This is a genomic window from Bacteroides pyogenes, from assembly GCF_014196225.1.
GTDB classification, from domain to species: Bacteria; Bacteroidota; Bacteroidia; order Bacteroidales; family Bacteroidaceae; genus Bacteroides; species Bacteroides pyogenes_A.
Window position 1 is genome coordinate 17554 of record NZ_JACIDI010000022.1, and the last position, 25125, is coordinate 42678.

The 25125-nt window shown below is 50.0% G+C and carries 20 protein-coding genes; 11 read left to right on the top strand and 9 right to left on the bottom strand.

Annotated elements, in window-relative coordinates:
- Positions 1–340: 340 nt before the first annotated feature.
- From GGR07_RS12265 to GGR07_RS12280, 4 genes are all read left to right on the top strand, one after another.
- On the top strand, positions 341–1162 hold the full coding sequence (locus tag GGR07_RS12265; protein WP_021646189.1) for a hypothetical protein: 822 nt from the start codon (positions 341–343) through the stop codon (positions 1160–1162).
- A gap of 30 nt (positions 1163–1192) precedes the next feature.
- A complete protein-coding gene (locus tag GGR07_RS12270; protein ID WP_021646190.1) occupies positions 1193–2062 on the top strand; it encodes a DUF4249 family protein in 870 nt (289 codons plus the stop codon).
- Position 2063: 1 nt separating this feature from the next.
- Positions 2064–4391, top strand: a complete 2328-nt coding sequence (locus GGR07_RS12275; RefSeq protein ID WP_034543555.1) for a TonB-dependent receptor plug domain-containing protein — start codon at positions 2064–2066, stop codon at positions 4389–4391.
- 240 nt (positions 4392–4631) lie between these two features.
- A complete protein-coding gene (locus tag GGR07_RS12280; protein WP_021646192.1) occupies positions 4632–5756 on the top strand; it encodes an LOG family protein in 1125 nt (374 codons plus the stop codon).
- Between the two features lie 249 nt (positions 5757–6005).
- Here GGR07_RS12280 and GGR07_RS12285 read toward each other — a convergent pair whose 3' ends face one another.
- Together GGR07_RS12285 and GGR07_RS12290 are read right to left on the bottom strand one after the other, a co-directional pair.
- Complete coding sequence (locus tag GGR07_RS12285; protein WP_021646193.1) at positions 6006–7463, bottom strand: aminoacyl-histidine dipeptidase; 1458 nt, start codon at positions 7461–7463, stop codon at positions 6006–6008.
- Between the two features lie 6 nt (positions 7464–7469).
- Positions 7470–8447 carry a lysylphosphatidylglycerol synthase transmembrane domain-containing protein gene (locus GGR07_RS12290; protein ID WP_021646194.1) on the bottom strand — a complete coding sequence of 326 codons (978 nt, stop codon included), beginning with the start codon at positions 8445–8447 and terminating at the stop codon, positions 7470–7472.
- 70 nt (positions 8448–8517) lie between these two features.
- Between GGR07_RS12290 and rsmA the strand changes: the two genes are divergently transcribed.
- The 7 genes from rsmA to cobC all read left to right on the top strand — a co-directional run bounded on the left by rsmA (position 8518) and on the right by cobC (position 15760).
- Entirely contained in the window at positions 8518–9303 is a 786-nt protein-coding gene (rsmA, locus tag GGR07_RS12295; RefSeq protein WP_021646195.1) for a 16S rRNA (adenine(1518)-N(6)/adenine(1519)-N(6))-dimethyltransferase RsmA, read from the top strand.
- A gap of 6 nt (positions 9304–9309) precedes the next feature.
- Positions 9310–10653, top strand: coding sequence for a magnesium transporter (mgtE, locus tag GGR07_RS12300; RefSeq protein ID WP_021646196.1), 1344 nt, complete (start codon positions 9310–9312; stop codon positions 10651–10653).
- An 84-nt stretch (positions 10654–10737) separates the two neighbouring features.
- Complete coding sequence (locus GGR07_RS12305) at positions 10738–12588, top strand: DUF349 domain-containing protein (protein WP_021646197.1); 1851 nt, start codon at positions 10738–10740, stop codon at positions 12586–12588.
- Between the two features lie 274 nt (positions 12589–12862).
- A complete protein-coding gene (cobU, locus tag GGR07_RS12310) occupies positions 12863–13381 on the top strand; it encodes a bifunctional adenosylcobinamide kinase/adenosylcobinamide-phosphate guanylyltransferase (RefSeq protein ID WP_021646198.1) in 519 nt (172 codons plus the stop codon).
- Positions 13382–13418: 37 nt separating this feature from the next.
- Complete coding sequence (gene cobT, locus GGR07_RS12315) at positions 13419–14456, top strand: nicotinate-nucleotide--dimethylbenzimidazole phosphoribosyltransferase (RefSeq protein ID WP_021646199.1); 1038 nt, start codon at positions 13419–13421, stop codon at positions 14454–14456.
- A 23-nt stretch (positions 14457–14479) separates the two neighbouring features.
- Positions 14480–15229, top strand: coding sequence for an adenosylcobinamide-GDP ribazoletransferase (locus GGR07_RS12320; RefSeq protein ID WP_021646200.1), 750 nt, complete (start codon positions 14480–14482; stop codon positions 15227–15229).
- Between the two features lie 3 nt (positions 15230–15232).
- Positions 15233–15760, top strand: a complete 528-nt coding sequence (cobC, locus tag GGR07_RS12325) for an alpha-ribazole phosphatase (RefSeq protein ID WP_021646201.1) — start codon at positions 15233–15235, stop codon at positions 15758–15760.
- A 140-nt stretch (positions 15761–15900) separates the two neighbouring features.
- On the opposite strand, the gene cbiB is transcribed toward cobC, so the two are convergent.
- The 7 genes from cbiB to cobJ all read right to left on the bottom strand — a co-directional run bounded on the left by cbiB (position 15901) and on the right by cobJ (position 25013).
- A complete protein-coding gene (gene cbiB / locus GGR07_RS12330; RefSeq protein ID WP_034543556.1) occupies positions 15901–16854 on the bottom strand; it encodes an adenosylcobinamide-phosphate synthase CbiB in 954 nt (317 codons plus the stop codon).
- Between the two features lie 218 nt (positions 16855–17072).
- Entirely contained in the window at positions 17073–18086 is a 1014-nt protein-coding gene (locus tag GGR07_RS12335) for a threonine-phosphate decarboxylase (protein ID WP_034543557.1), read from the bottom strand.
- Complete coding sequence (locus GGR07_RS12340; RefSeq protein ID WP_034537057.1) at positions 18083–19570, bottom strand: cobyric acid synthase; 1488 nt, start codon at positions 19568–19570, stop codon at positions 18083–18085. Before GGR07_RS12340 ends, GGR07_RS12335 begins: the two co-directional genes overlap by 4 nt.
- A gap of 553 nt (positions 19571–20123) precedes the next feature.
- The gene (locus tag GGR07_RS12345; RefSeq protein WP_034543568.1) at positions 20124–20732 is read right to left on the bottom strand and encodes a cob(I)yrinic acid a,c-diamide adenosyltransferase; all 609 of its coding nucleotides are present in this window, start codon (positions 20730–20732) and stop codon (positions 20124–20126) included.
- Positions 20729–22384 carry a cobyrinate a,c-diamide synthase gene (locus tag GGR07_RS12350; protein WP_122056382.1) on the bottom strand — a complete coding sequence of 552 codons (1656 nt, stop codon included), beginning with the start codon at positions 22382–22384 and terminating at the stop codon, positions 20729–20731. Before GGR07_RS12350 ends, GGR07_RS12345 begins: the two co-directional genes overlap by 4 nt.
- Positions 22381–23568, bottom strand: a complete 1188-nt coding sequence (locus GGR07_RS12355; protein ID WP_034543558.1) for a bifunctional cobalt-precorrin-7 (C(5))-methyltransferase/cobalt-precorrin-6B (C(15))-methyltransferase — start codon at positions 23566–23568, stop codon at positions 22381–22383. Before GGR07_RS12355 ends, GGR07_RS12350 begins: the two co-directional genes overlap by 4 nt.
- A gap of 38 nt (positions 23569–23606) precedes the next feature.
- On the bottom strand, positions 23607–25013 hold the full coding sequence (cobJ, locus tag GGR07_RS12360; RefSeq protein WP_034543572.1) for a precorrin-3B C(17)-methyltransferase: 1407 nt from the start codon (positions 25011–25013) through the stop codon (positions 23607–23609).
- Between the last annotated feature and the right edge of the window lie 112 nt (positions 25014–25125).

A 25125-nucleotide genomic window follows, 5' to 3' on the forward strand; every position in this document is an offset into this window, starting at 1 on the left:
AAATATTGTTTCTACAAAGATATAAATTATATCTCAATACAATGCTTCTTGAAAGTTCTTTTTTTAGCTTATACGAATAATATCTCTGTCAGCTTAAAATTGCCCGGTTTTTGTACCTTTTATTTGTGACGTTTATGAGTACATATATCCTGATTCCACCCCTGAGCTACGTGAAAAAGAATATATCGTACTTAAAAAACAGAAACTACTATTTCTGAAGATACATAAGAGAAATATATCATAACATTAGAAAAATCAATTAAATTAAATAGTATCTTTGTTTATCCCAATAGGTACATGTCTATTGGGATAATTCTAAAAATATAAAACACATCATATTATGAAACTAAAAATCGTACTATTTCTTTTAATGGCTATTACACTTGCAAGCTGTAAAAAAGAGTCTATTGAGCCAAAAGAAAAAATTAATTTTTTTCTTTTTCCACGTCAAACCCATTTTGTATGGGCAGATAATATAAGAGGTGAAATGATTAAAGCAAACGATGTTTCGGCAGTTTATAGAAGCCCTTTAAAAGGTAACAGTAATGTAAGATATGGAGAATACATTTTAGGTATAACCACTTGTAATGTTGATGTTGATGAAATAACTATCCCCAATTATCAACAAGCATTTTTATCGGAAGGTTTCAATCCTCTTTCGAATTCTCCGTATATGGCTTTGAGCAAATCTCCAACTCCTATGACAGATGCCGCTGACCCAACAATAGAGAATAAAATTAAACAGTATCTAACAACTACATATACGGGAAGTGATGTCGTGTCGTTTTTGCCGAAAGCAATATTGGAACAAGTCGACTACCGCACTACCTCCTTAAAAAATATCAAAATAACCTGTTCACAAGACCTGTTCGGCGTAAAAGCAGGAGAAGTATTGAACGAATATTTTATTGTGGAAGGCTATCCGAAATACCACGATTTCATTATATCGTCAAACAAACAGCTTGTTTCGGGAAAAACCACCGATATCAGCCTTTCGCAATACCTGTCTTATCAGCCGATGGCTCCGGCAGGAATGTATATGCGGTTCAAAAAAGGCGTTAGCATTCCGGCATCAGTTACGGCAGAATTTACTGTACAGTTGGAATTGGAGGGTAACAAAACCATTTCTGCAACAACAAAACCGATATGCCTTATTCCATAAAGGTAACGGCTGAAAATCCCCTACTCACTTATGAAGAAATACATCTTACTTGCAGCTGCAGTTCCATTGTTGTTTCTACACGGATGTGTAGAGCCGATAGACTTTAATCCGCCGGGCGAAAGAAAAGCGGTGGTAAACTGCATTTTAACGACGGATGCAGTGCAAAAACTAACGCTAAACTACACAAGTAAGCACGGACAGAACCACTACGAAGAAATTCCCAACGCCACGATAATGCTTTTTGAGGGTAATAAAGCCGTGGGTAAATTTCAAAAATCGGCTTATGCGGAATGGGAACTGCATTACAGGCCCAAAGCAGGATTGACCTATAAACTTGTGGCGCAAATTCCGGGACAAAAAGAGCTTACCGCAACAACCGTATTCCCAAACAGATTGCCTGTTCGCCGGCTGAAAGAATTGGACGGAGAAGGGAAACGGCATTTTGAAAAAGACAGTGCAGGTGTGTTTTGGGCTTTTGCATTTGAAAAGCCGGAAGACGTAATAATGCGTCCGGTAGTGATCGACCCCAAATACCAGCTACTTTCAAAAATTGGCTCAAATTACCCCAAAATCGACAAATTCAACCATCATCAAATAGATGAAGCGAGCGGAACAAGCCAAAAACATTTTGCCTATCTGCGGATGTTGGCGGATGAAACAACAAGTCGTTTTTATCTGGAAGAACTGTACAGTTGCGTTGTAGTTTTTCGTGCGGCATCAGACGAATACGACCGATATTTGAAAACAAGTTTGGCTAAGATGTTGGTTTACGAATCTTTTGACGATCCAACGCAATGGCTCGATGAGAGCGAAATTTTTAGCAATATTAAAAACGGTGTGGGAATTTTCGGAGCATATTCTGATATGGTATTTAATTGTAACCTTTCATTGCCCGATTAATATGAAAACACTCAAAACAACGCTTCTATTGGCGCTGTTTTCATTGACAGTAACAGCACAAGACAGACAATCAACCTATACGGTAAAAGATGCAAGCACATCGGAACCGGTAAGCGATTGCGCCGTTTCATATTTCGACGGCAGTCAGAATAAATACTTGGTTACTTCCGGGGATGGGAAGTTTATGATTTCCGGCGATAAAAACGTAGTTGTCAGCCTTTCGCATATCGGTTATGAAACCAAAGCAGTACAGCTTCGGGAAATAAAAAACAACACCATTTACTTGACAGCCAAATACGTTCAACTGGGCGGTGTAACCGTTTATTCGGCTTATAGTCCCACGAACAAAGGGAGTTCGTACAAGTATAACGCACTGCAAGCCGGGTCGAGTATCTCTGTAATAGGCGAACCGAATATTTTACGGCATATTTCAAGCTTGCCCGGTGTATCGCAAGGTATTGAGAGTTCGCTGGGTTTGTTTGTCCGAGGTGGGAACAACGGTAGCAACGGACTTTATTTCAATGATGTGCCGATGTACGTTTCATCGCATCTGATGGGGATGTTTTCGGTATTTCCGGCAGATATGGTCAATGAAGCTACATTTTATATGGGCGGACTTCCGGCGTTGAAAGGTAATCAGTCATCGTCTTTACTTGATGTTTCGGTAAAACGGCAGTACGGCAACAAATTCAACGGAAAATTCACGCTATCCCCCTATTTAAGTGGACTTCACACATCCGTTCCACTTATCAAAGACAAACTTTCGGTACAGTTCTCGGGTAGAACTTCATTTGCTCCATACATCGTAAATCTGTTTAATAAAACGGATGAAAAAATGGGCATTCAAGTCTATGACATTACCTCAACCGTTGATTACAAAGTATCGGACAAACATTGTTTTGACGGAATGTTTTTCGCTACCAACGACTTTTTCGATTATACGCAAGACGGTTTGAAAAGTGCGCAAAACTGGCGTTCTGTGATTGGGAAATTGGGTTGGCGTTCGGTTTGGAACGAACGACTAAATCTCTATGTTTGGACGTACTACACAAGTGTATATTCCGCACAAAGAGATATAAATTTCGATGACAACAACAAAAACCGTAAATCGCAATTAGGCGTAAGTTCTGAGTTGGACGAATGGGCGTTGAACGCCAAACTGAACTATTCCGTGAACGATAAATTATTGATAAATGGCGGTGCTACACTCCAAAAACAGACCTTCAAGCCCGGAAACGAAAAGTATGTTGTTTCGCAAAGCGATATTAATCATACCGAAACTTTACCCAATAATTTACTGTCGTTTTTCGGTGAAACGGTTTACAATCCCAATAAATTTATTAATCTGCGATTGGGTTACAGGCACACGTTTCAGAAAACCGAAACGGACAATTATTCCAATTTCGACGTACATTTTTTGAACCATCTGTTCCTTACGGATAATTGGGGCGTTGAGTTGACGTTCGACCGGCTAAATCAGTACTACCACATTTTGGAGGGCTTGCCCACAGGCTGGTCGATGAATATAATGACACCCGGCTCGAAAGAGTTTCCAGCAGAACTCACTCATCAATATTATTTCGGTTTTTTTTGGAAGAAGGATTTAAATAAAACGAAGTTGAATCTTTCCTTAGGCGGATATTATCGGAATATGCAGAATATTGTGACCTACAAAAACGCCATCAACGCTTTTGGTTTTAACAGCAAATCGTGGAAAGAGGAAATTGATTTGGGAAAAGGGAAGTCTTACGGTCTTGAAATGTCGGGTTCTTTACAAGGCGGGCGTTTTGGTTCTACGTTGGCTTACACGCTATCGAAAACAGACAGAACATTTCCAAACGTGAATAACGGTGTTTCGTTTCCGTTCAAATTCGACCGCCGACACATTTTGAATTTACAAACAAAATTTACTGTTTCGAAATGCAAAAACAGCAAAGGAAAAGATATTGAACACTTTATAAACAGCGTCCTGGCATATTCGTCGGGCAACAGAACCACGTTGGCAATTGGCAGTTATCCGGGCGAAGCTCCGCCGTACTGGGGGCAGTTGATGGCCGGACAAAACTTTCCGGCGGATTTTTATAACAACATTTACGACCGTCAGCTTATGTCCTCCAAAAACGGCTTTACAATGAAGGCTTACTTCCGTATTGATTTGGCTTACACATTGAAACGAGTAGGTGCAAAAACAACGAACGAGTTTTCGTTTTCCGTTTTCAACATTCTCAACCGACACAATCCATACACTTATTTTCGCGAGAATAACGAATGGAAACAGCTGAGCATTGTTCCGATAATGCCGTCGGTGAGGTGGGCGGTGAGTTGGTAGATAAAACCGAAGAATTTGTTAAAGCCACCGTTCCCTTATGATTTTTATGTGTTTACGTCACGTTATGTTGATAGAAAAAGCGTACTTTTGCGAGCAAGAGTTGTTGTTGCTTATGGATGCTTATTTTAAGGCCTGAAAAGAGCTGAATATGGATTCAGAGACGAACGGTACTTCGAACAAAGATTGTATCCAGTGCATGATTGTCGTATCACTCGAAATGTCGAACGAAGCATAAAAAATATGGAACTGTTAGAAACCACTGAAGACCTCTTGGCGCTTATGCAAAGAGAGCGAATAGACTCCGTTGCGGTACAAGGTATCAACCTGCGCCCTTTTGAGACAGAAATCATGGAAATAAAGTGGAAGGACTGTCTGTTCCTGGGGTGTGAGATGTCGGGCAAACTGACTTGCTACCTGCAAAACGGCAACTATGTCTTCCCTCACTTAAATGTTCCTTTCAAAACTTATCCTCGCACTCTCTATTCGGGTGCCCTGCTTTATGAAGGATACGACAAAAAAAATCCCGAATCATACGGCAACTGTTATGACAAGCGCGTCTATGACTACTATATCGAGTCCGGCAGACAGATGTCCATCAAGGACTCTTTGGCTCAGGTCCTTCACGACCATTCGATTACCGAAAACCTCAACGCATTCCTTCTTCCTTATTCCGGACACCGTATCGTCGCCATAATGGGCGGACATGCGCTTAGCCGGACAGATAAGATGTACAGACAAGTAGCTGTTCTCTCGCGCAGCCTGACCACAATGGGTTATCTAATGCTTTCGGGGGGCGGACCGGGCGCAATGGAGGCGACACACCTCGGCGCATGGATGGCAGGCAGGCCGGATGAGGAAATGGACGAAGCGTTGCAAATACTTTCGGCAGCGCCTTTATTCAACGACAAAGGGTGGCTTGAAACGGCATTCGAAGTCATGGAAAGATTTCCGTCTCCGAAGTATGACAGTCTCGGCATTCCCACATGGCACTATGGGCACGAACTCGCTACACCGTTTGCCACGTACATAGCGAAATATTTCGCGAACAGCATCCGTGAGGAAGGGCTGTTGGCACTTGCCAAAGGCGGTATAATTTACTCTCCCGGAAGCGCAGGAACGATGCAGGAAATATTCCAAGATCTGGCGCAGAATCACTACGTGAGTTACGAAATGTCGAGCCCCATGATATTTCTGGACAAAAGGTACTGGACCGAAGAAAGGCCTGTCTACCCTCTCCTAAAAGACATGTCGGACTCCGGCAAGCTGAACAATATCCTCCTTACTGTGACAGACACCAACGAAGAGGCCATTGAATATATCCGCGCATTCACACGCGCAAGAGAACAAGGGCAAGAGGACGTCTAAAAGACGGTTTGCCCGCAGTCCGGAGACTTGTCAGTTCCATGAGAAAAACATTAGTGAGTAATTGCTTTTCCTATTATCAGTGTCCTCCGCTAAACTTTTCTTCTTAAAAATCAGGAGCTGTGCCAGAATAATGACACAGCTCCCCCAAGATTTCATTCTTTTTCTATTTTATCGGCATCCGAGCCTTCTATATCCCCAAGCGAATGATGCCGAAGACAACTCGTTTGTACCGTAAAACTGCGGCGAAAGTTATTTTACCGGTGTTTGTTCCAGCGTGGCAACCAGAAAATCGTAAAACTTCTGTACGGTAGGAATCAACACCCGTTCGTCCGGAGAGTGCGGAGAACGCAAAGTCGGACCGAACGAAATCATATCGAGGCCCGGAAGGATAGCGCCAATGATACCGCATTCGAGTCCGGCATGGATTACTTTAACTGCCGGTTCCACTCCGAATTGCTGTTTGTACGACAGTTTCATCGCATGTAGAATCGGAGATTCCACATTGGGCTGCCAGCCGGAATAGCCGCCGGTCATTTCCACCTTCATGCCCGCCATCGAGAAACAGGATTCGAGGCTCGTGGTAAGGAATTCCTTCATACTGTCGCTTGAGCTGCGTGCCAGAATCTTAATCGTGGCTTCTCCGTCACGAATTACAATAATAGCCAGATTGGAAGAGGTCTCTACCGTATCGGGCACGGTGGGAATCATGCGCATCACCCCGTTTTGACAGGCAAAGATCGCATCGATCAGATTATCCTGTATCTCTTCGGGTACAATACCTGCGGGGAGCTCCACTCGTTCCGCCTTGAACGTGATGGGAGTTTCGATGGCTCCGTACTCTTCATTAAAGAGGTTCTCGCAATACTTCACCAGCTCCAGTACTTCCTCTTCGTTTTCGGCAGGAATAGTGACAACCGCATGAGCCTCGCGCGGAATAGCGTTTCGCATATTGCCGCCTTCCCAGCTTGCCAGACGGGCTTCGTAGCTTGCCACCACCTCACGAACGAAACGAACCAGCAGTTTATTGGCATTGGCACGTCCTTCGTTGATTTGCAGGCCGGAGTGTCCGCCACGCAATCCTTTCAACGTTACTTTCAAAGCAATATCGTCCGTTTCGGGAGCTACCTCCTTATATTTCAGTGAAGCCGTCACATCCATCCCTCCGGCACAGCCGATATAAAGTTCGCCTTCATCTTCGGAGTCCAGATTGAGCAATATTTCTCCGTTTACCACTCCCGGCTTCAGTCCGAAAGCGCCGTACATGCCGGTTTCCTCATCGGCTGTAATTAATGCTTCCAACGGACCGTGCTTCAAGTCTTTCGCTTCGAGCACCGCCAGAATTGCCGCCACTCCGAGTCCGTTGTCGGCTCCCAGAGTAGTTCCTTTCGCCTTTAGCCAGTCGCCGTCGATAAGTGTTTCGATCGGATCTTTTTCGAAATCGTGCACCGTATCGTTATTTTTCTGCGGAACCATATCGCTATGTGCCTGCAAAATCACCCCTTTCCGGTTTTCCATTCCCGGAGTGGCCGGCTTGCGGATAATCACGTTGCCCACTTCGTCTACGAATGTTTCCAAGCCCAGCTCCTTGCCAAAGTTTACAAGAAATTCCGTCACTTTTTCCAAATGTCCCGACGGACGGGGAATCTGCGTCAAAGAGTAGAAATGCTTCCACACGTTCTGTGGAGCCAAAGAAAGAATTGTGCTCATAAGATGTTATTTTTTGAGTGTTTTTAAGTTTAGCATACCATATATGCCCAACAAAACTACTAAAAAGGTTTGGATTCCGTGCACAATCAGCGCGAAAATTCCGGCGTCGGTCACATTTACACCATAAAGCATCAACATCGAGATAACGGCGAAATGCCAGGGACCCGCACCGTTGGGAGTAGGGACGATGACCGCAAACGTTCCGCCCACGAACATGACCAGTGCGGGCATCATGCCTAAAGAATAGGTGAATTCAAAGCAATAGAAGGTAAAAAAGAAATGAAAGAAGTAGCATGCCCAAATGGCGAACGTATAAAAGACGAAAAGAGGAATGTTACGAACACCCCTGAGCGACATCACTCCTTCCCATATGTTGAACACAAACCCTTTGACCTTCTCGTAGAAGAACATCGTTTTCCTCAACCGGTAAAGCAGAATCACCACGCCGATGAGGCAGAACAAGACGATATAAAACCAGACGGAAGTGAGCAGATGCAGCAAAGAAGGAATCTTCGTGCCGGTCTGATGCAGAAAAGTGGCGAACACGGGCATCTGAAGCAAAACGGTAATTCCCGTTATCAACAGAATGGTCAACGTATCTACCAGACGTTCGGTAACTACCGTACCCAGAGACTTGGCGAACGACACATCGTCGTACTTCGCCAGCACTCCGCACCGGCTCACTTCACCGATTCGAGGCACGACGAGACTGGCGGCATAGGATATAAAAATGGCGTCGACACAATGAGCGCGTTTTGGAAAAGCATCCAGTGGCTCCAATGTCTGCCGCCAGCGCCAACCGCGGAACACCTGAGCAAGCACTCCGAAGATAAGAGAAAAAAGCATCCACCACCAGTTCATTTCATGCAACAGCACCTCACGGGCTTTCGCAAAATCGAAATCGCGGTAGACCCAAAACAAAATAAAGCCACCCAAAACGAGCGGCGACATCACATTCAGCGTCTTTTTTAGCAGTTTATTCATTGCAGTTTATTCATTCTTCATTTAAAAGAATTACCTTTGTCCGTTGCAAAAGTAATTATTTAGTTGGTAAATGAAATTAGTAAAACCTAAAAAGTTTCTCGGACAGCACTTTCTGAAAGACTTGAAAGTAGCGCAGGATATTGCCGACACGGTCGATGCGTTTCCCGAACTTCCCGTATTGGAGGTAGGGCCGGGCATGGGAGTATTGACTCAATTCCTGATAAAAAAGGAGAGGCCGGTGAAAGTGGTGGAGGTAGACTACGAGTCGGTGGCATACCTTCGCAAAGAATACCCGTCGCTGGAAGATCATATCATCGAAGACGATTTTCTGAAGATGAACCTGCACAGGCTGTTCGACGGGAAACCTTTTGTACTGACAGGTAATTACCCGTACAACATCTCCAGCCAGATCTTTTTTAAAATGCTGGAAAACAAAGAACTGATTCCCTGCTGCACAGGGATGATACAGAAGGAAGTGGCAGAACGTATTGCCGCCGGACCGGGAAGCAAGACATACGGTATTCTGAGCATCCTGATTCAGGCATGGTACAACGTGGAGTATCTGTTTACCGTCAGCGAGCAAGTGTTCAATCCGCCGCCCAAAGTAAAGAGCGCGGTAATCCGGATGACCCGGAACGGAGTGGAAGATTTGGGATGCGATGAAAAGCTGTTCAAGCAAGTGGTAAAGACTACTTTCAACCAGCGGAGAAAAACCTTGCGCAACTCCATAAAGCCTATTTTAGGGAAAGACTGCCCCTTGACCGACGACCCATTGTTCAACAAACGTCCCGAACAATTATCGGTGCGGGAGTTCATCGAACTGACAAACAGAGTTTCCGAATTCGTAAAATTGTAAGAGAGTATGGTAGACGAAGAATACATTGATAATGTGAAGCGCCTGATCGAACAAAAAGAGGGCGAACAGGTAAAAGAGCTTCTTATCGACCTTCACCCGGCCGACATCGCAGAATTGTGCAACGACCTGAGTCCGGAAGAAGCGCGGTTCGTTTATCGATTGCTCGACAACGAAACCGCAGCCGACGTTCTTGTCGAAATGGACGAGGACGTCCGGAAAGAGTTTCTCGAGATACTCCCTTCGGAAACCATCGCGAAGCGTTTCGTGGATTACATGGATACGGACGATGCCGTAGACCTGATACGCGAATTGGATGAGGAGAAGCAGGAGGAGATTCTTTCGCACATCGAAGACATCGAACAAGCGGGCGATATCGTCGACTTGTTGAAGTACGACGAAAATACCGCCGGAGGTTTGATGGGCACGGAGATGGTGGTGGTGAACGAGAACTGGAGTATGCCCGAATGCCTGAAAGAGATGCGCCAGCAGGCGGAAGAGCTCGACGAGATTTACTATGTATATGTAATCGATGACGATGAACGGCTGAAAGGCATCTTCCCCTTAAAGAAAATGATCACTTCACCTTCGGTATCGAAAGTGAAGCATGTGATGCAGAAAGATCCCATCTCGGTACATGTGGACACGCCGGTGGACGAAGTGGTACAGGCCATTGAAAAGTACGACTTGGTTGCCATTCCCGTAGTCGACAGCATCGGACGGCTCGTGGGACAGATTACCGTAGACGACGTGATGGACGAAGTTCGCGAACAGTCCGAACGCGATTACCAGTTGGCTTCCGGACTTTCGCAAGGCGTGGAAACGGCCGACAACGTTTTCCGCCAGACGACAGCCCGCCTGCCTTGGTTGCTCATCGGGATGATTGGCGGAATCGGAAACTCCATGATATTGGGCAACTTCGACGCTACGTTTGCCGCCCATCCCGAAATGGCTCTGTACATTCCGCTTATCGGCGGCACGGGCGGAAACGTAGGGACGCAGTCGTCCGCCATCATTGTGCAAGGACTGGCAAACAGTTCGTTGGACGCTAAAAACACCGTCAAACAAATAGGCAAAGAGTCGGTGGTAGCGCTTATCAATGCCACTATCATCTCATTACTTGTCTATACTTACAACTTCATCCGCTTCGGCGCAACGGCTACGGTTACCTATTCCGTGTCTATCAGCCTGTTTGCCGTAGTCATGTTCGCTTCCATATTCGGCACGCTCGTACCGATGACTCTCGAGAAGTTCAAAGTAGATCCCGCCATAGCCACGGGACCGTTTATTGCGATTACCAACGATATTATCGGCATGATGATGTACATGGGAATTACCGTCCTGTTATCTTAAAAAATCAGAGAATCGAAAAAAAGAAGCAAAAAAGTATGAAGTAACCGTTTTTTTTTATTAATTTGTAACCAAAACCAATACGAGATGATGGACGCCCAAGACACTAATCTGCCCTTGCATTCAGGGGAATTAGAAGAAGAAAAGAAAAAAGTCGCGGTTTCTGAAACAAATACGGAAACTCCGGCTGAAGAAGATTTCGCCGAAACACAACCCGCAACCGCTCAGGCTACTACCGGAAAAGAAGAGATTCTCGACCGGCTGAAGGCTCTTGTGGAAGATACGGAGAATGCCGGCAGACATGCTATCGACAGTCTGAAACAAGCATTCTACAAACTACATAACACCGAGCTGGAAACTGCCAAGAAACAGTTTACAGACAATGGCGAAGCCATTGAGGACTTTGTCCCCCAAGAGGACCCCATAGAGAAAGAGTTCAAGCGCCTGATGGTAGTTGTCAAAGAGAAAAGAAGCTTGCAGGCTGCCGAGTTGGAACACCGGAAAGAAGAGAACCTGCAAATCAAACTCTCCATTCTCGAGGAACTGAAAGAGCTCGTAGAATCGGCAGACGACCCCAACAAATCTTATACGGAATTCAAAAAGCTTCAACAGCAATGGAACGAGACGAACCCTGTCCCGCAAGGAAAGGTAAATGAGCTTTGGAAAAGCTATCATCTGTATGTAGAGAAATTCTATGACCTGCTCAAGCTGAACAATGAGTTCCGTGAATATGACTTCAAAAAGAACCTCGAGATAAAGACTCATCTGTGCGAAGCGGCAGAAAAGCTGGGAGCGGAAGAAGACGTGGTGTCCGCATTCCACCAACTTCAGAAACTTCATCAGGAATTCCGTGAGACCGGGCCTGTGGCCAAAGAGCTTCGCGACGAAATATGGAGTCGGTTCAAGACGGCTTCCACCATAGTCAACCGCCGCCATCAACAGCATTTCGAAGCGTTGAAGGAAGCAGAGCAGCACAATCTCGACCAAAAAACGGTAATTTGCGAGATTATAGAGGCCATCGAATACGACGAGTTGAAGACATTCTCGGCTTGGGACAACAAGACACAGGAAATCATCGCGTTGCAAAACAAATGGAAAACCATCGGGTTTGCACCTCAAAAGATGAACGTGAAGATTTTCGAGCGTTTCCGCCATGCCTGCGACGAATTCTTCAAGAAGAAGGGAGAGTTCTTCAAGAGCCTGAAAGAAAGCATGAGCGAAAATCTGGAAAAGAAGAAAGAACTTTGCGAAAAGGCCGAAGCATTAAAAGACAGCACCGACTGGAAAGCCACAGCCGAGATACTTGCCAAACTTCAAAAAGAGTGGAAAACGATCGGACCGGTTGCCAAAAAACATTCGGATGCCGTATGGAAGCGATTTATTACTGCATGCGATTACTTCTTCGAGCAGAAAAACAAGGCTACATCGTCGCAACGCTCCATCGAAACGGAAAATCTGGAGAAGAAGAAAACGCTGATAGAAAAGCTGAACGCCATCGACGAGAATATGGATACGGATGAGGCAACAACACTTGTACGGGAGCTTATGAAGGAATGGAACTCCATCGGACATGTTCCTTTCAAAGAGAAGGACAAGCTCTACAAGCAGTATCATGCCGTGATCGACGAACTTTTCAGAAGATTCAACATCAGCAGTTCCAACAAAAAGCTGAGCCATTTCCGCTCCAATATCAGCACTATGCAAGAAGGCGGTTCGCAATCGTTGTATCGGGAACGCGAGAAGTTGGTGCGTACGTATGAAAACATGAAAAGCGAACTTCAAACGTATGAAAACAATCTGGGCTTCCTGACTTCCACTTCCAAAAAAGGAAGCAGCCTGCTCACGGAGCTGAATCGGAAGGTGGACAAGCTGAAAGCCGATTTGGAACTTGTATTGCAGAAAATCAAAGTTATCGACGATTCGCTGAAAGAAGAATAGCGTTCTTCCGTCCTTTCTCTTCGGAAGAAAGGAGCGGTATCGACGGAGTAAACGGATTTGTACGGATTCGCGCAGGGGTGAAAGTATCAGAGCCATCCGATAATTGTCAATCGCGCAAGTCGGTACAAAGCCGTTTTTACATACTTATACCAAGAACCTCCCTGCCCCGCTCATCATCGGTTCCGGTATTTTTTCAAAACTGTTCTTCCCGTTATCATTTCGTTTATATACCTATTATTTTTACCTTTGTGTCTCCATCATACAAAAGGGAAACATGAAACGAATCATATTGATCACAGGCGGACAGCGTTCGGGCAAAAGCTCTTTTGCCGAGAATATGGCTCACGAGCTTACCTCATCGCCCGTGTACATGGCCACAGCCAAAGTATGGGACGATGAATTCAGGGAGAGAGTGCGGCGTCACAGAGAAAGGCGGGGCGGCGAATGGACCAACATCGAGGAAGAGAAAGAGCTGAGCCGCCACGATGTAACGGGCAGAGTGGTTGTGATAGACTGCGTCACGCTGTGGTGCACAAACTTCTTCACCGACTCCGACGCGCACGTATCGGAAGCGTTGGAAGCCGTAAAAAACGAATTCGACCGATTCACCCGGCAGGAAGCTACATTCATCTTCGTGACCAACGAAATAGGACTCGGAGGTGTTTCGACCAATCGCCTGCAACGAAAGTTCACCGACTTGCAAGGCTGGGCAAACCAGTATATAGCCGCGCAAGCGGATGAAGTGTACCTGATGGTGAGCGGCATTCCCCTGAAAATAAAACAGACGCCTTAAACCGACGGCGTAAACCGACAATAAAAAAGAAAACTTTATGAGAACTTTTCAAATCCGCAAACCGGACAATTCGATCAAAGAAGCGCTGAAGCATAAAATCGACTATCTTGCCAAACCCAAAGGAGCTCTCGGACGCCTCGAAGAGATAGCTTTCCGGATCGGATTGATTCAGCAGACGCTTTCGCCCCGACTAAACCGGCCATACAACATTCTCTTCGCCGCCGATCACGGAATTGCGGACGAAGGAGTAAGCCTGTCGCCCAAGGAAGTGACTTGGCAACAGACCTGCAACTTCCTTCGCGGAGGAGCGGGAATCAACTTCTTATGCCGGCAGAACGGCTTTAAGCTCAAGGTCGTGGACGCCGGAGTAGACTACGACCTGCCGTACGAGAAGGGGATAGTCGACATGAAAGTCAGAAAAGGAACACGCAACTTCCTGCACGAAGCGGCAATGACTCCCGAAGAGATGGAACTTTGCATCGAACGGGGAGCGACGTGCGTAGACTCCGTGCATAGCGAAGGATGCAACGTGGTGAGCTTCGGAGAGATGGGAATAGGCAACACTTCCGCCTCTTCGTTGTGGATGGCCTCTTTCACCGGAATACCTTTGGAGCGATGCGTGGGCGCCGGAAGCGGACTGGACGAGCGGGGCATCAGCCGCAAATACGAGATTCTGAGGAAGTCGATGGAAAACTATCCGAGCCCCCACAGCACCGAAGAAATTCTTTGCAGGTTCGGCGGATACGAGATGGTGATGGCTGTAGGCGCCATGCTCAGAGCCGCCGAACTGAAGATGGTTGTCCTTGTAGACGGGTTTATCATGACCAGTTGCATGCTTGCGGCATCCCGCATCTACCCGGAAGTGAAGGAGTACGCCCTCTTCGGACATCAGGGAGATGAGGCCGGACATAAGCTTCTGTTGGACTATCTGGGCGCACATCCTCTGCTGAATCTCGGTTTGCGTTTGGGAGAAGGAAGCGGCGCCGTTTGCTCCTACCCCATCGTAGAATCGGCGGTAAAAATGATCAATGAGATGGACTCATTCGACGGAGCGTCCATCAGCAAATACTTCTAACCTCTTTAAGACAAGCGAAAACAATGAACAACATCCTTGCCGCACTGACGTTCTTCACCCGGTTGCCCTTCTGGAAAATCAAGCAAGTTCCGCAGGAGAGCTTCAAGCATCTGGTAAGCTACTGGAGCATCAGCGGATGGCTCACCGGAGGTATCATGGGGTTGGTATTTTGGCTTTCGGTGCATGCTTTGCCCGTAGGAGCCGCCATCATGCTCGCCTTCATTTCGCGATTGTTGGTTACCGGGGCTTTACACGAAGACGGGCTGGCGGATTTCTTCGACGGATTCGGCGGGGGAAGAGACCGTGAGAGCATTCTCCGGATTATGAAAGACTCGCACACAGGCAGCTACGGCGTGCTGGGCCTCATCGTTTACTTCCTGCTTGCCTGCAATCTGCTGACGACCTTACCCGCAAGCATGACGCCGTGGATATTGCTCGGCGGCGACGCCTGGAGCAAGTTCACCGCTTCGCAGCTGATCAACTTCCTGCCTTACGCTCGCAAAGAAGAAGAGAGCAAAAACAAAACCGTATATACGCGGATGAGTGTCCGGGAGATTGCTTTGTCCGCCGCCGGCGGAGTCTTGCCTTTGTTGCTTCTCCCGCCGCTTTATTGGGTGGCGTGCCTGCTTCCGGTTCTCACCTTCTCGTTTCTTGTGACGTTGTTCCGGAAAAAGCTGCAAGGGTATACCGGCGACTGCTGCGGAGCGACGTTTCTGCTCTGCGAACTCAGCTTCTGGCTGGGAATCGTTTTCATTTATTACTCACAAATATAGCTTATGAATATCTATCTCATCAGACATACTTCGGTAGATGTGCCGAAAGGAATGTGTTACGGACAGTCCGACGTACCGCTGCGCTCCACGTTTGAGGAAGAAGCGGCGGCGGTGAAAGCCGGTATCGCCTCCATCGCTTTCGACCGCGCGTACACCAGTCCGCTCTCCCGATGCACGAGACTTGCCGAATATTGCGGTTTCGCCGATGCCATCCGCGAACCGCGCGCCATGGAAATCGACTTCGGAGACTGGGAGATGAAGCTTTTCGACGAAATCGACGACCCGAATCTTCAGCGGTGGTACGGCGATTATGTGAACGTGAGGGCGACCAACGGCGAATCGTTTGCCGACCAATACAGGCGCGTATCGGCTTTTTTGCAGGAAGTCCGCCATCGGGAAGAAAGGAATACCGTTGTCTTCGCCCACGGGGGAGTGCTGAAATGCGCCCAGATTTATGCCGGAATGGTGCGTCCGGAAGAAGCCTTCAACGAGATTACCCCGTATGGAGGAATGGTCAGGTTGGAATTTTAAGAAACGACATCCTGCAAAATTAAAGGTGAAGGCAAGGTTCGCGCGCTCCTTCACCCGACATCCGCTACTTCTTGTCTACATACACAGCAAAGCCACAGGCAGCCCTTTCCCGATGCCCGTCCTTTATGCTTGCCCCACCATCATATCGCCGTTATGAGTGTTCTGAGAAAAAGCGTCAACACCACCATCAACACTTCCGAACGGAAGTTGACGGCAATGCCCGTGCGCATATCGGCGGTCGTAAGCAGGCGGTCGTTCGTTCCGATATAAGGTTTCTCAAACAATTCGCCGAAATAATGGTGAGGTCCGCCGAAGCGACAGTCGAGTATGCCCGCCAAAGCCGCTTCGGGATAACCCGAATTCGGACTTGCATGTTCCTTTCCGTACCTTTTTACAAACGGCAGCAACGAGAGCCTTCCGACGGAAAGAATCATCAGAAAAGCGGTGAGGCGGGCGGGAATGTAATTGGCGGCATCGTCGATGCGCGCGGCAATCCGCCCGAACAGCAGATAGCGTTCGCTGTGATAGCCTATCATAGAGTCGAGCGTGTTGACCATCTTGTATGCCATCGCACCGGGAACTCCCAAAAGCAGAAACCAGAACAGCGGAGCGATGACACCGTCGCTCAGGTTCTCCGCCAACGTTTCAAGAGCGGCGGCACGCACTTCCTGCGCCGAAAGTCGGGATGTATCGCGCCCCACGATACGCGCAACCTGTACGCGTCCCTCCTCCGGCGAACGGTCGACTGCCTCGAAAACCATCCGCACTTCCTTTGCCAGCGTAGTCCCTGCCAGACAGAAGAACAAACAAAAGATATCGAACAAATACCCCAAAGGAGCAAGCGAAGAGGAGAAAAGCAGTCGCTCCGCTCCCCAAACGGCGAAGTAGACCAAAAGGATAAACGTTGCAGCCATCAGTCCACCCTTCAGCATCCGGTGGCGCCCCTTATTCAGAAGTTTCTCTCCCGCAGCGATCATCTTGCCGAACCCAACCACCGGATGAGGCAAAGAAGACGGGTCTCCCAGCAGGCGGTCGAGCAACCACGCAGGCAAAAGAGTGCCTGCCACGCTATATAAAGCCGTTATATGTATCATTTTTTGAACTGTTTTTCAATCCCCAAAGAGGTTCTGTTTCATTCAAACAGAGGCTCTACTTTACTCAAACAGAGCTTTTGTTCCACCCGAACAGAGCCTTTGTTTTACCCGAACAGAGCCTCTGTTCTTACACTCCTCAGCATCCGTTCGCCCCGCACCCCCGCAAGCTTGCCGGACAATATTCATACTCCTCTATTTATTCGTCCGCTCCGTCCGCCTCACATCCTTCCCCATTGCCCGACGGCCTCCACCAGACGGTCGTTCTCTTTGGGCGTCTGCGCCGCTATCCGGAAGAAACGTTCGTCGAGCCCTTCGAAGTTCGACGCGTCGCGGATGAGCATGCCGTGTTCTCCGGCAAGATACTCTTTCAAGGCGGACGCCTTCCCGATACGCAACCGCAGCAACATGTAATGCGTGTCGGTGGGCCATACTTCCACCAGCCCGGTGGCGGCGAGCCGTTCCGCCAGACGTTTGCTTTCGTCCAGCAGAGCCGGGACGTCGGCAGCGATCCGGTCTCCTTCGTCGAGCAGGAAATGCCCCGCCTCAATTGCCAGAGCATTGACCGACCAAGGCATGCGATGGCTGCGTATCCGAACGACAAGCGATTCGCTGGTGGTGAAGTATCCTATCCGCAGTCCCGGAACGGCAAACTTCTTCGTCATCGAATGAATCAACACCACATTCGGCATTGTCGCCGCCTCTTTCATGGTAAACAACGGTTCGAGGGTGAAGTATTCGTACGACTGGTCGATAACGAACAAGCAGTCGGGACGCGACAGGATGAGCTCTTCCAGTAGCCTTTTCCTGCGAACCTCGCCGGTGGGATTGTTGGGATTGCAAATCCATACCAGCCCCGCCTCATCGGGCAAAGCCTCCGGCGAAAAGAAAGGTTTCACCCTGTGTCCGTGCAGGCGGCAGGCATCGGCGTATTCGCTGAATGTGGGCATAAGCACTGCCGACGTCTGCGAACGGAAAGTCTGGGCAATCAGGTAAATGGCTTCCGTCGCCCCGTTGGTGACGCAAACCTCCGCAGCCGAAAGCCCGTACTTCCGGGCAATCTTCTCTTCGAGCGAGTACGGTTCCGGTTCGGGATAAGCGGTCGTCACCTCCAACCGCTCCGACAGGCGGCGGTAAAGCCCCGAATGATCTACCCGGTTGTACACATTAGAACTGAAGTTGCTTACAATCCGCCCGGCATATTTATACAAATCGTCTCCGTGTCCCTGAATCATGGTTGCTGCAATATTTCGTAAAGCCGGCGCAAATCGAGGTGACTGCGCACGTGCTCCGCCAGTTTATCATACTGTTCTTCCTTGAATGTCCGGTAGTCGAATGCCGGACGATCGAGCTTTCCGGCATAAGGTTCGAGCAGAAAGTCGATAAACTCCCTGTTATCGAGGATGCCGTGAATATAGGTTCCCATACATTTCCGGCCGGCACGATAGCCGTCTTCCCGTCCGTCGGAAAGGATATTGAGCGGCGATGCGGGAAATCCTGCGGCAGGTTCCGTCCGTCCCATATGTATTTCGTACCCCCGGCAAACCGCTGAACGGCCGTCGAAACCGAACTCTACCTGACGAGTGACCTTTTCTCCGTGCATGACGGTGACTACGGGCAGCAACCCCAAACCCGGAAGCCGGGCGAAACTCCCCTCCACTCCGTCGGGATCGGCGACTTCCAATCCCATCATCTGATAGCCTCCGCAAATCCCCAACACCGTCACTCCTTCGCGATGAGCTTTCAAAACAGCCTGAGCCACACCGTTACGCCGCAGTTCGTACAGGTCGTCGAGCGTATTCTTGCTTCCCGGCAGAATGATGATGTCGGCTTTGGAGAGCTCGCTCACATTGTTGGTATAGTACAGATGCACCCGCTCGTCGCGCTCCAGCACGTTGAAATCGGTAAAGTTGGAAACATGCCTCAGCAGCACCACCGCCACGTTGATCTTTCCTGCCAGCGCTTCCCTGTTCTTCTGCTCCAGCACCACCGAGTCTTCGTCTTCGATGCTGATTCCTTTATAATAAGGTATCACGCCCAGCACCGGCACTCCGCAAAGCTCCTCCATCATCCGTACGCCCGACTCGAACAGACGGATGTCCCCCCTGAATTTGTTGATGATTATTCCCTTGATGAGCTTCCTGTCTTCGGGCGTCTGAAGCATGACGGAGCCGTAAACGCTGGCGAAAACCCCTCCACGGTCGATGTCCGCCACCAGAATCACATCGGCGCCGGCATACCGTGCCATAGGCAGATTCACCAGATCGCTCTCGCGAAGATTGATTTCGGAAACGCTTCCCGCCCCTTCCATCACAATGGGATTATAGCGTGCCGCCAACCGATCGTAAGCCTGATGCACTGTTTTCCTCAACTCTTCGCGCCCTTCGCGGCGGAAATACTCGTAAGCGTTGCGGTCGCCGATGGGTTTTCCGCACAGCACCACCTGCGACGTATGTTCCGAACTGGGCTTCAGCAGCAACGGATTCATGTCCGTATGGCAAGGAATGCCCGCCGCTTCGGCCTGTACCGCCTGCGCCCTGCCGATCTCCAGTCCTTCGGGCGTGGCGTATGAATTGAGCGCCATGTTCTGTGCCTTGAAAGGTGCGGGATGATAGCCGTCTTGCTTGAAGATTCGGCAGAGAGCCGTCGCCAAAACGCTTTTTCCCACATCGCTTCCCGTTCCTGCCAGCATCACGGGCCTGAGTTTTTTATTCTTCATTTTATCTTTTCCTTTTATCATGCGGGGAGGCAACGAAATACATTCCCCGATTCATAAGTTGCATTCTCAATCGTCAGCCGTGCAGCAAGCGATCAACTGCGGCCTTTCATTAAAGGTTCATAAGCTGCATTCTCAGTCGCCGACCGTGCAGCAAGCGATCAACTGCGGCCTTTCATTAAAGGTTCATAAGTTGCATTCTCAGTCGCCGACGCCTCATCCGGTTTACGGCGTTTCCGTATGATCGGCGAACTTCAGCTTCTCCGCTCCCGCTTTCCGGCATTCGGTTCGGGGGAGCCTGCTTCTTTCCCTACCAAGACGCGACTACCTTTCGAACCTTCTGCGGAAAGAGTTTTCGGTCAGCTTTCCGCTTTCTTCGCCAAGAGCCGACTACCCTTCGAACCTTCTGCAAGAAGAGTTTCGGGGCAACCTGTTTCTTTTTCCGCCCATCGAAAGAAGCATCGCTCGTCATAGCGTGTAGTGCTTCCCTTCAATCTGTTTCTTTCTCCGCCAAGCCCCGGCTACCTTTCGAACCCTCTGCGAAAAGAGTTTCCCATCAACCCTCTTCTTTTCCGGCACAACCCGATTTGTCCGACAGCCCTTTCCGCTTATAGCCGAAACGCCGCCATTTCTCTTCCGGCCATTGGCGGCTATACATTTCGTAACGCGCCATAACGAAAAACAGATCGGAAAGGCGGTTGACAAAGCTCAACACCAACGGCGGCAACGGATCGTTCCGATGGAGAGTGCAGAGCCGCCGTTCGGCACGCCGAGCCGTGACACGCGCCACCTGCAAGTGTGCGGAAACCTGTGTTCCTCCGGGCAGAATAAAATAACCGTTGTCTTCCATGCTCGCGTTCATCCCGTCCATCGCTCGTTCGAAGTCCGTCACCAGACCGGGACGGAGCGTGTTCGGGTTCCGGCCCCTTTCGGCGGAAGGCGTAGCCACGAGGCTCATCATCGCCATGAGCTCCATCTGTATTTCATAAAGCAGCTCGTGCCATTCGTGTTCTGCGGGAAGGAGCGAGCGAACCACCCCGATCTCCGTATTCAACTCATCCAGCGTACCGTTGGCTTCAATCCGTACATCGTCTTTATCCACCCGTTCGCCACCGAAGATTCCTGTTTTCCCGGCATCTCCCGTCCGGGTATATATCTTTTTCATACTTCCCAAAGTTTCATTAAGTCCGACTCTCCCCAATAAAGATGCGTATAACCGGCAATCAGGTTCTTATACCGGTAAAGCGGCGTGTCCACCGTATTTCCCCTCGCGTCGGTCGCCACGGCAATCGAAGCGGGCGGTTGTCCGGGCGATACGGAAGAGTAATGAAACTCATGTCCTTTCCATATCTGTCCGCCTGCGCGAATGGTACGGTATCCCAGCCGCAGCTTCATATTCTCCATCGTGGCCTGCTGATGCAGCAAGCCGACCATCGGGTAATCTTTTCCGTCCATGCCGCGAATGCTGTCGCAAAGATACATCATCCCGCCGCACTCCGCTAGCATGCGCCCGCCCGCTTCCACATACGCCCGCAGCCCCCTCTTCAGCGATTCGTTGTTTGCCAGACTCTCCAGAAAGAATTCGGGATAGCCGCCCGGCAAGTAGACAAAGTCGGCTTCAGGCGACGCCTCGTCTGCCATGGGACTGAAGAAAGTCACCGTTCCCCACTCTTCCAGACGCGCCAGATTCTCGCGATAGATGAAGTTAAACGCCGCGTCGCGGGCTACGGCAATACGCATTCTCCCCGCTTTCGGGCAATGGGCTTCTTCGTTTGGAACTTCCTTCACAGAAGCCGAGGCGATAGTTTCCAAATTTGACAGTTCTCCCACAGAGGGCAGCACTGCCATACTTCCCGCCTTTAGCTGTTCCTCCACAGAAGCCAAGGCGATAGTTTCCGACTTTGATTGTTCCCCCACAGAGGGTACTGTCATACTTCCCACCTTTTGCCGTTCCACCACAGAAGTCGCTGAGATAGTTTCCGAATTTGATTGTTTCGCCACAGAGGGCACTGCCATACTTCCCGACTTTGACTGTTCCCACACAGAAGCCGAGGCGATAGCTTCCACCTTTTGCCCTTCCTCCACAGAGGTCGAGGAGATAGTTTCCGCCTTTAGCCGTTCCGTCACAGAATCTGCAAACGAAGAACACGACCGCAACAGCCGGTCTACATCCACGCTCTGCCCAATGGCCGCCGCCACCTTCCCGGCAAACTCGTCGAACCGGTATGTCGCGTCCAGCGTCAGCCCCAAATGGCGGGAAGGTACTTCCAACTCTTTCAGGCGGGGGAGATAACCGAAGCATTCCACTCCCACATCCTCGCACGCTTGGCAAAGGAAAGAGAAGTGACGCTCGGAAGCCACTTGGTTGAACACGGCTCCGGCAATGCGTATAGCCGGATAGAAATGCTTGAATCCGTACAGAATGGCGGCTACGGTGTAAGCTGTGGAGCGGGCGTCGACCATCAGCACCACAGGGATGCCGAGCAAAGCCGCGATGGACGCGCTGCTTCCGCGCATGCCTTCGAACCCGTCGAACAGGCCCATGACGCCCTCCGTCACACACACATCCGCATCCGACGCATACTTCGCGTAGATTTGCTTCAGATGTTCTTCGGAAGCCAGCCAGCTGTCGAGATTGACCGACACTCTGCCCGAAGCCATCTCGTGATATTTCGTATCGATGTAATCGGGGCCGCATTTATAAGGCTGCACGGTCAGCCCCCTGTCGCGCAGCAGACGCAGCAGTCCCGTCGTAAAGGTCGTCTTGCCTCCTCCCGAAGCTGAGGCGCCTATCAGTATTTGAGGAATCCGTCTCATCTTTCCTTTATCGCTTTCAATGTATCGATGGGGTTATGGTCGTCCACCGTCAGCCGAACCAATTCGGCCAACCGCATGCGGCAAGCCGACGCTCCCCGTTCGAAAGCCGCGCGGCTCTCCGCCGAGACGGAGTTGAACACAATGGTTCCTCCCGCAGGCAATACCGTATCTATCTTTTCCATCATCTCTTCGAGCCTTCCGCCATGCCCTCCGATGAAGACGGCATCGGGAACAGGATACTCCGTCAGCGGCATTTCCATGAAGTCGCCGATTACGACACCGATACCGGGACAGCCGAACCGACGGCTGTTTATCTCCATCAACCGCTTCCCCGCCTCGCGCTTCTCGAAAGAAACCACTTCCAGACGGGGGAATTGCAATTTCGCTTCAATCGAAACCGAACCGGTACAGAAACCCACGTCCCACATCACGCGCTTCTCCCGCAAGTCCAACAGGCTCAACGACAGCAGACGGACGGGCATCTTGGTAATCATCTTCGACCGCCTGTCGAGCAGTTCGAAGCGTTCTTCGGGAATGCCGAAAGGACGCTCGCGAACCGACGTGCGACGCAGAATCACGCAATTGGGCATCGCAAACGAACCTGCCGCAGCCTCCTCTACGGAATACTCCGCCACCCGCTCGTTCTCGTTGCCCAAGCATTCGCCCACGATGATCCGGTAATTATCGTATCCGTACTCCTTCATCCGCGAAGCGATAGCGGCGGGCGTCTTCTCCCGGTCGGTAAGCGAACCGATAAGCGCTTCGCCCGAAATCAACGCTTCGTCCAAAGCCTTCCACGGCCGTCCCGTAAGCGAGATGGCGCGCATATCGTGATAAGCCAGCAGCGAACGGTGAGCCAAGAGTTGCAATGAGTTGAAAGCAGGATACACTTTCACCTCCGCTTCGGGAAGTTTACGCATCACCGTATTGGCAAATCCGAAAAACAACGGGTCGCCCGAAGCGAACACCACCACCTCTTCGTAGCCCGCATAGCGGCGAAACACATCGTCGAGCGGAACGGTTATGTCTATCCACACCGCCCCTTCGGGCAACAATCCGCCCACTATCTCATAATGCCGCTTGCCGCCCGAAAACACACGCGAGCGGGCAATCAGCCTTTCTATCTCTTTGCCGAAGAAAACCTCCCGGCTGTCCGTTATTCCTATGATATGAAATTTCTGCATCGATGGTTCTTCCTGTCACTTTGGGGATTTTCTATTCCTTACACGTCTCTGCCCGGACGAAGCGAACGGGCATCGTCGAAACAAAGTATCGCGTTGACCAGCGTAGCCGCCAGATTGCTTCCTCCCCTCCTGCCTTCGACAATGATTTTAGGTACATCGGCAAACGTCTTGATCATGTATTTCGACTCCTTCACATGCACGAATCCCACCGGAGCGGCAATCACTCCTGCCGGACGCGCTTTTCCTTTACGTATCCGGTCGCAAAGCTCCATCAGAGCCGTAGGTGCGTTTCCGAAAACGTACAGCGCGTCGGGATGCTCTTCCACCGCCAGCCGAATCGCCTCTTGCGTGCGGGTAGTGCCGTGCTTGCGCGAGAGTTCCGCCACACGCTCGTCCGAAAGATAGCATTTCACCTCCACGCCGAGCCGTTGCAACGCTCCCTTGCGTATGCCTGCCGCCGCCATCGTCACATCCGTCACGATGGTGCGTATCTTTCCTGCCGCAATCTCTTCGTGCAGACGCTCCACCACTCCCTTGTCGGTGTAGAGCAAATCCTCCATCGCAAAGTCCGCCGTGGTGTGAATGGCGTGAAACAAGGCCCACTTACGGTCGAGGTCGATCGCTTTGTTCCGCATTTCCGACTCGATGCGGCGGAAGGAGTCCGTCATGATCTCCTGCCCTTTCCCCACTCCCGCCTGCGACTGCTCGCGATAGTAACCGCGCGGAGTAACCATCTTCGTGTCGAAACGGTACGTCTGCGAATTGCCGATGAGAATCACCGTAAACATATCCACCTCTTCGGGGTCGAACGCTTCCAGCGTAGTCACCGTCACCCGTTCTTCTTCCCGTCCTGCCTGACGGACATAGCCCACCGGAGTTTCGGCAGAACGCGACCGGAGAAAGATCTCTTTCAGCCGGTGCAACTGCCAGTAGCGTCCCTCGCTCTTGGGATTGTACACCGCCGTCACGAAGTCCGCCGCTGCCGCCGCTTCAATCCTTTTCTCTATAATTTCCCACGAAGTCATCAGGTCGGACAATGAAACGACGCAGAAGTCGTGACCGATGGGCGCGCCAAGCAAAGCCGCCGCCTTCTGAAACGCGCTGATGCCGGGAAGCACCGTCACCCCGACCTCACTGCCCCGCTCGCGCTTCATCTCGTAAATCAGCGGAGCCATTCCGTAAATCCCGGCGTCGCCCGAACTGATGACGCAGACGCGCCGTCCCTTCTCCGCATATTCGAATGCCAGTTGGGCACGCGCTTTCTCACGCTTCATGCCCGTGTCCACACATTCCGTTCCCTCGGCGAGCAGTGGAGTGATGAACCGGAAATAATATTTGTAGCCGATCACCACGTCCGACGCCTTCAACGCCTGCACCACCGCCGGCGTAATATCTTCTTCACCGCCCGGTCCGATGCCCGCCACGATGATATGAGCCTTATTCATATTGTTTTCTGTCATATCCGTTCATTGTATAGCGTCCCAAAGATACGGATATTTCGCCGATACGGCTTATTTTTTCTGCCTAAACTTTTGGAAGGGAAACACAGTTTGGCTA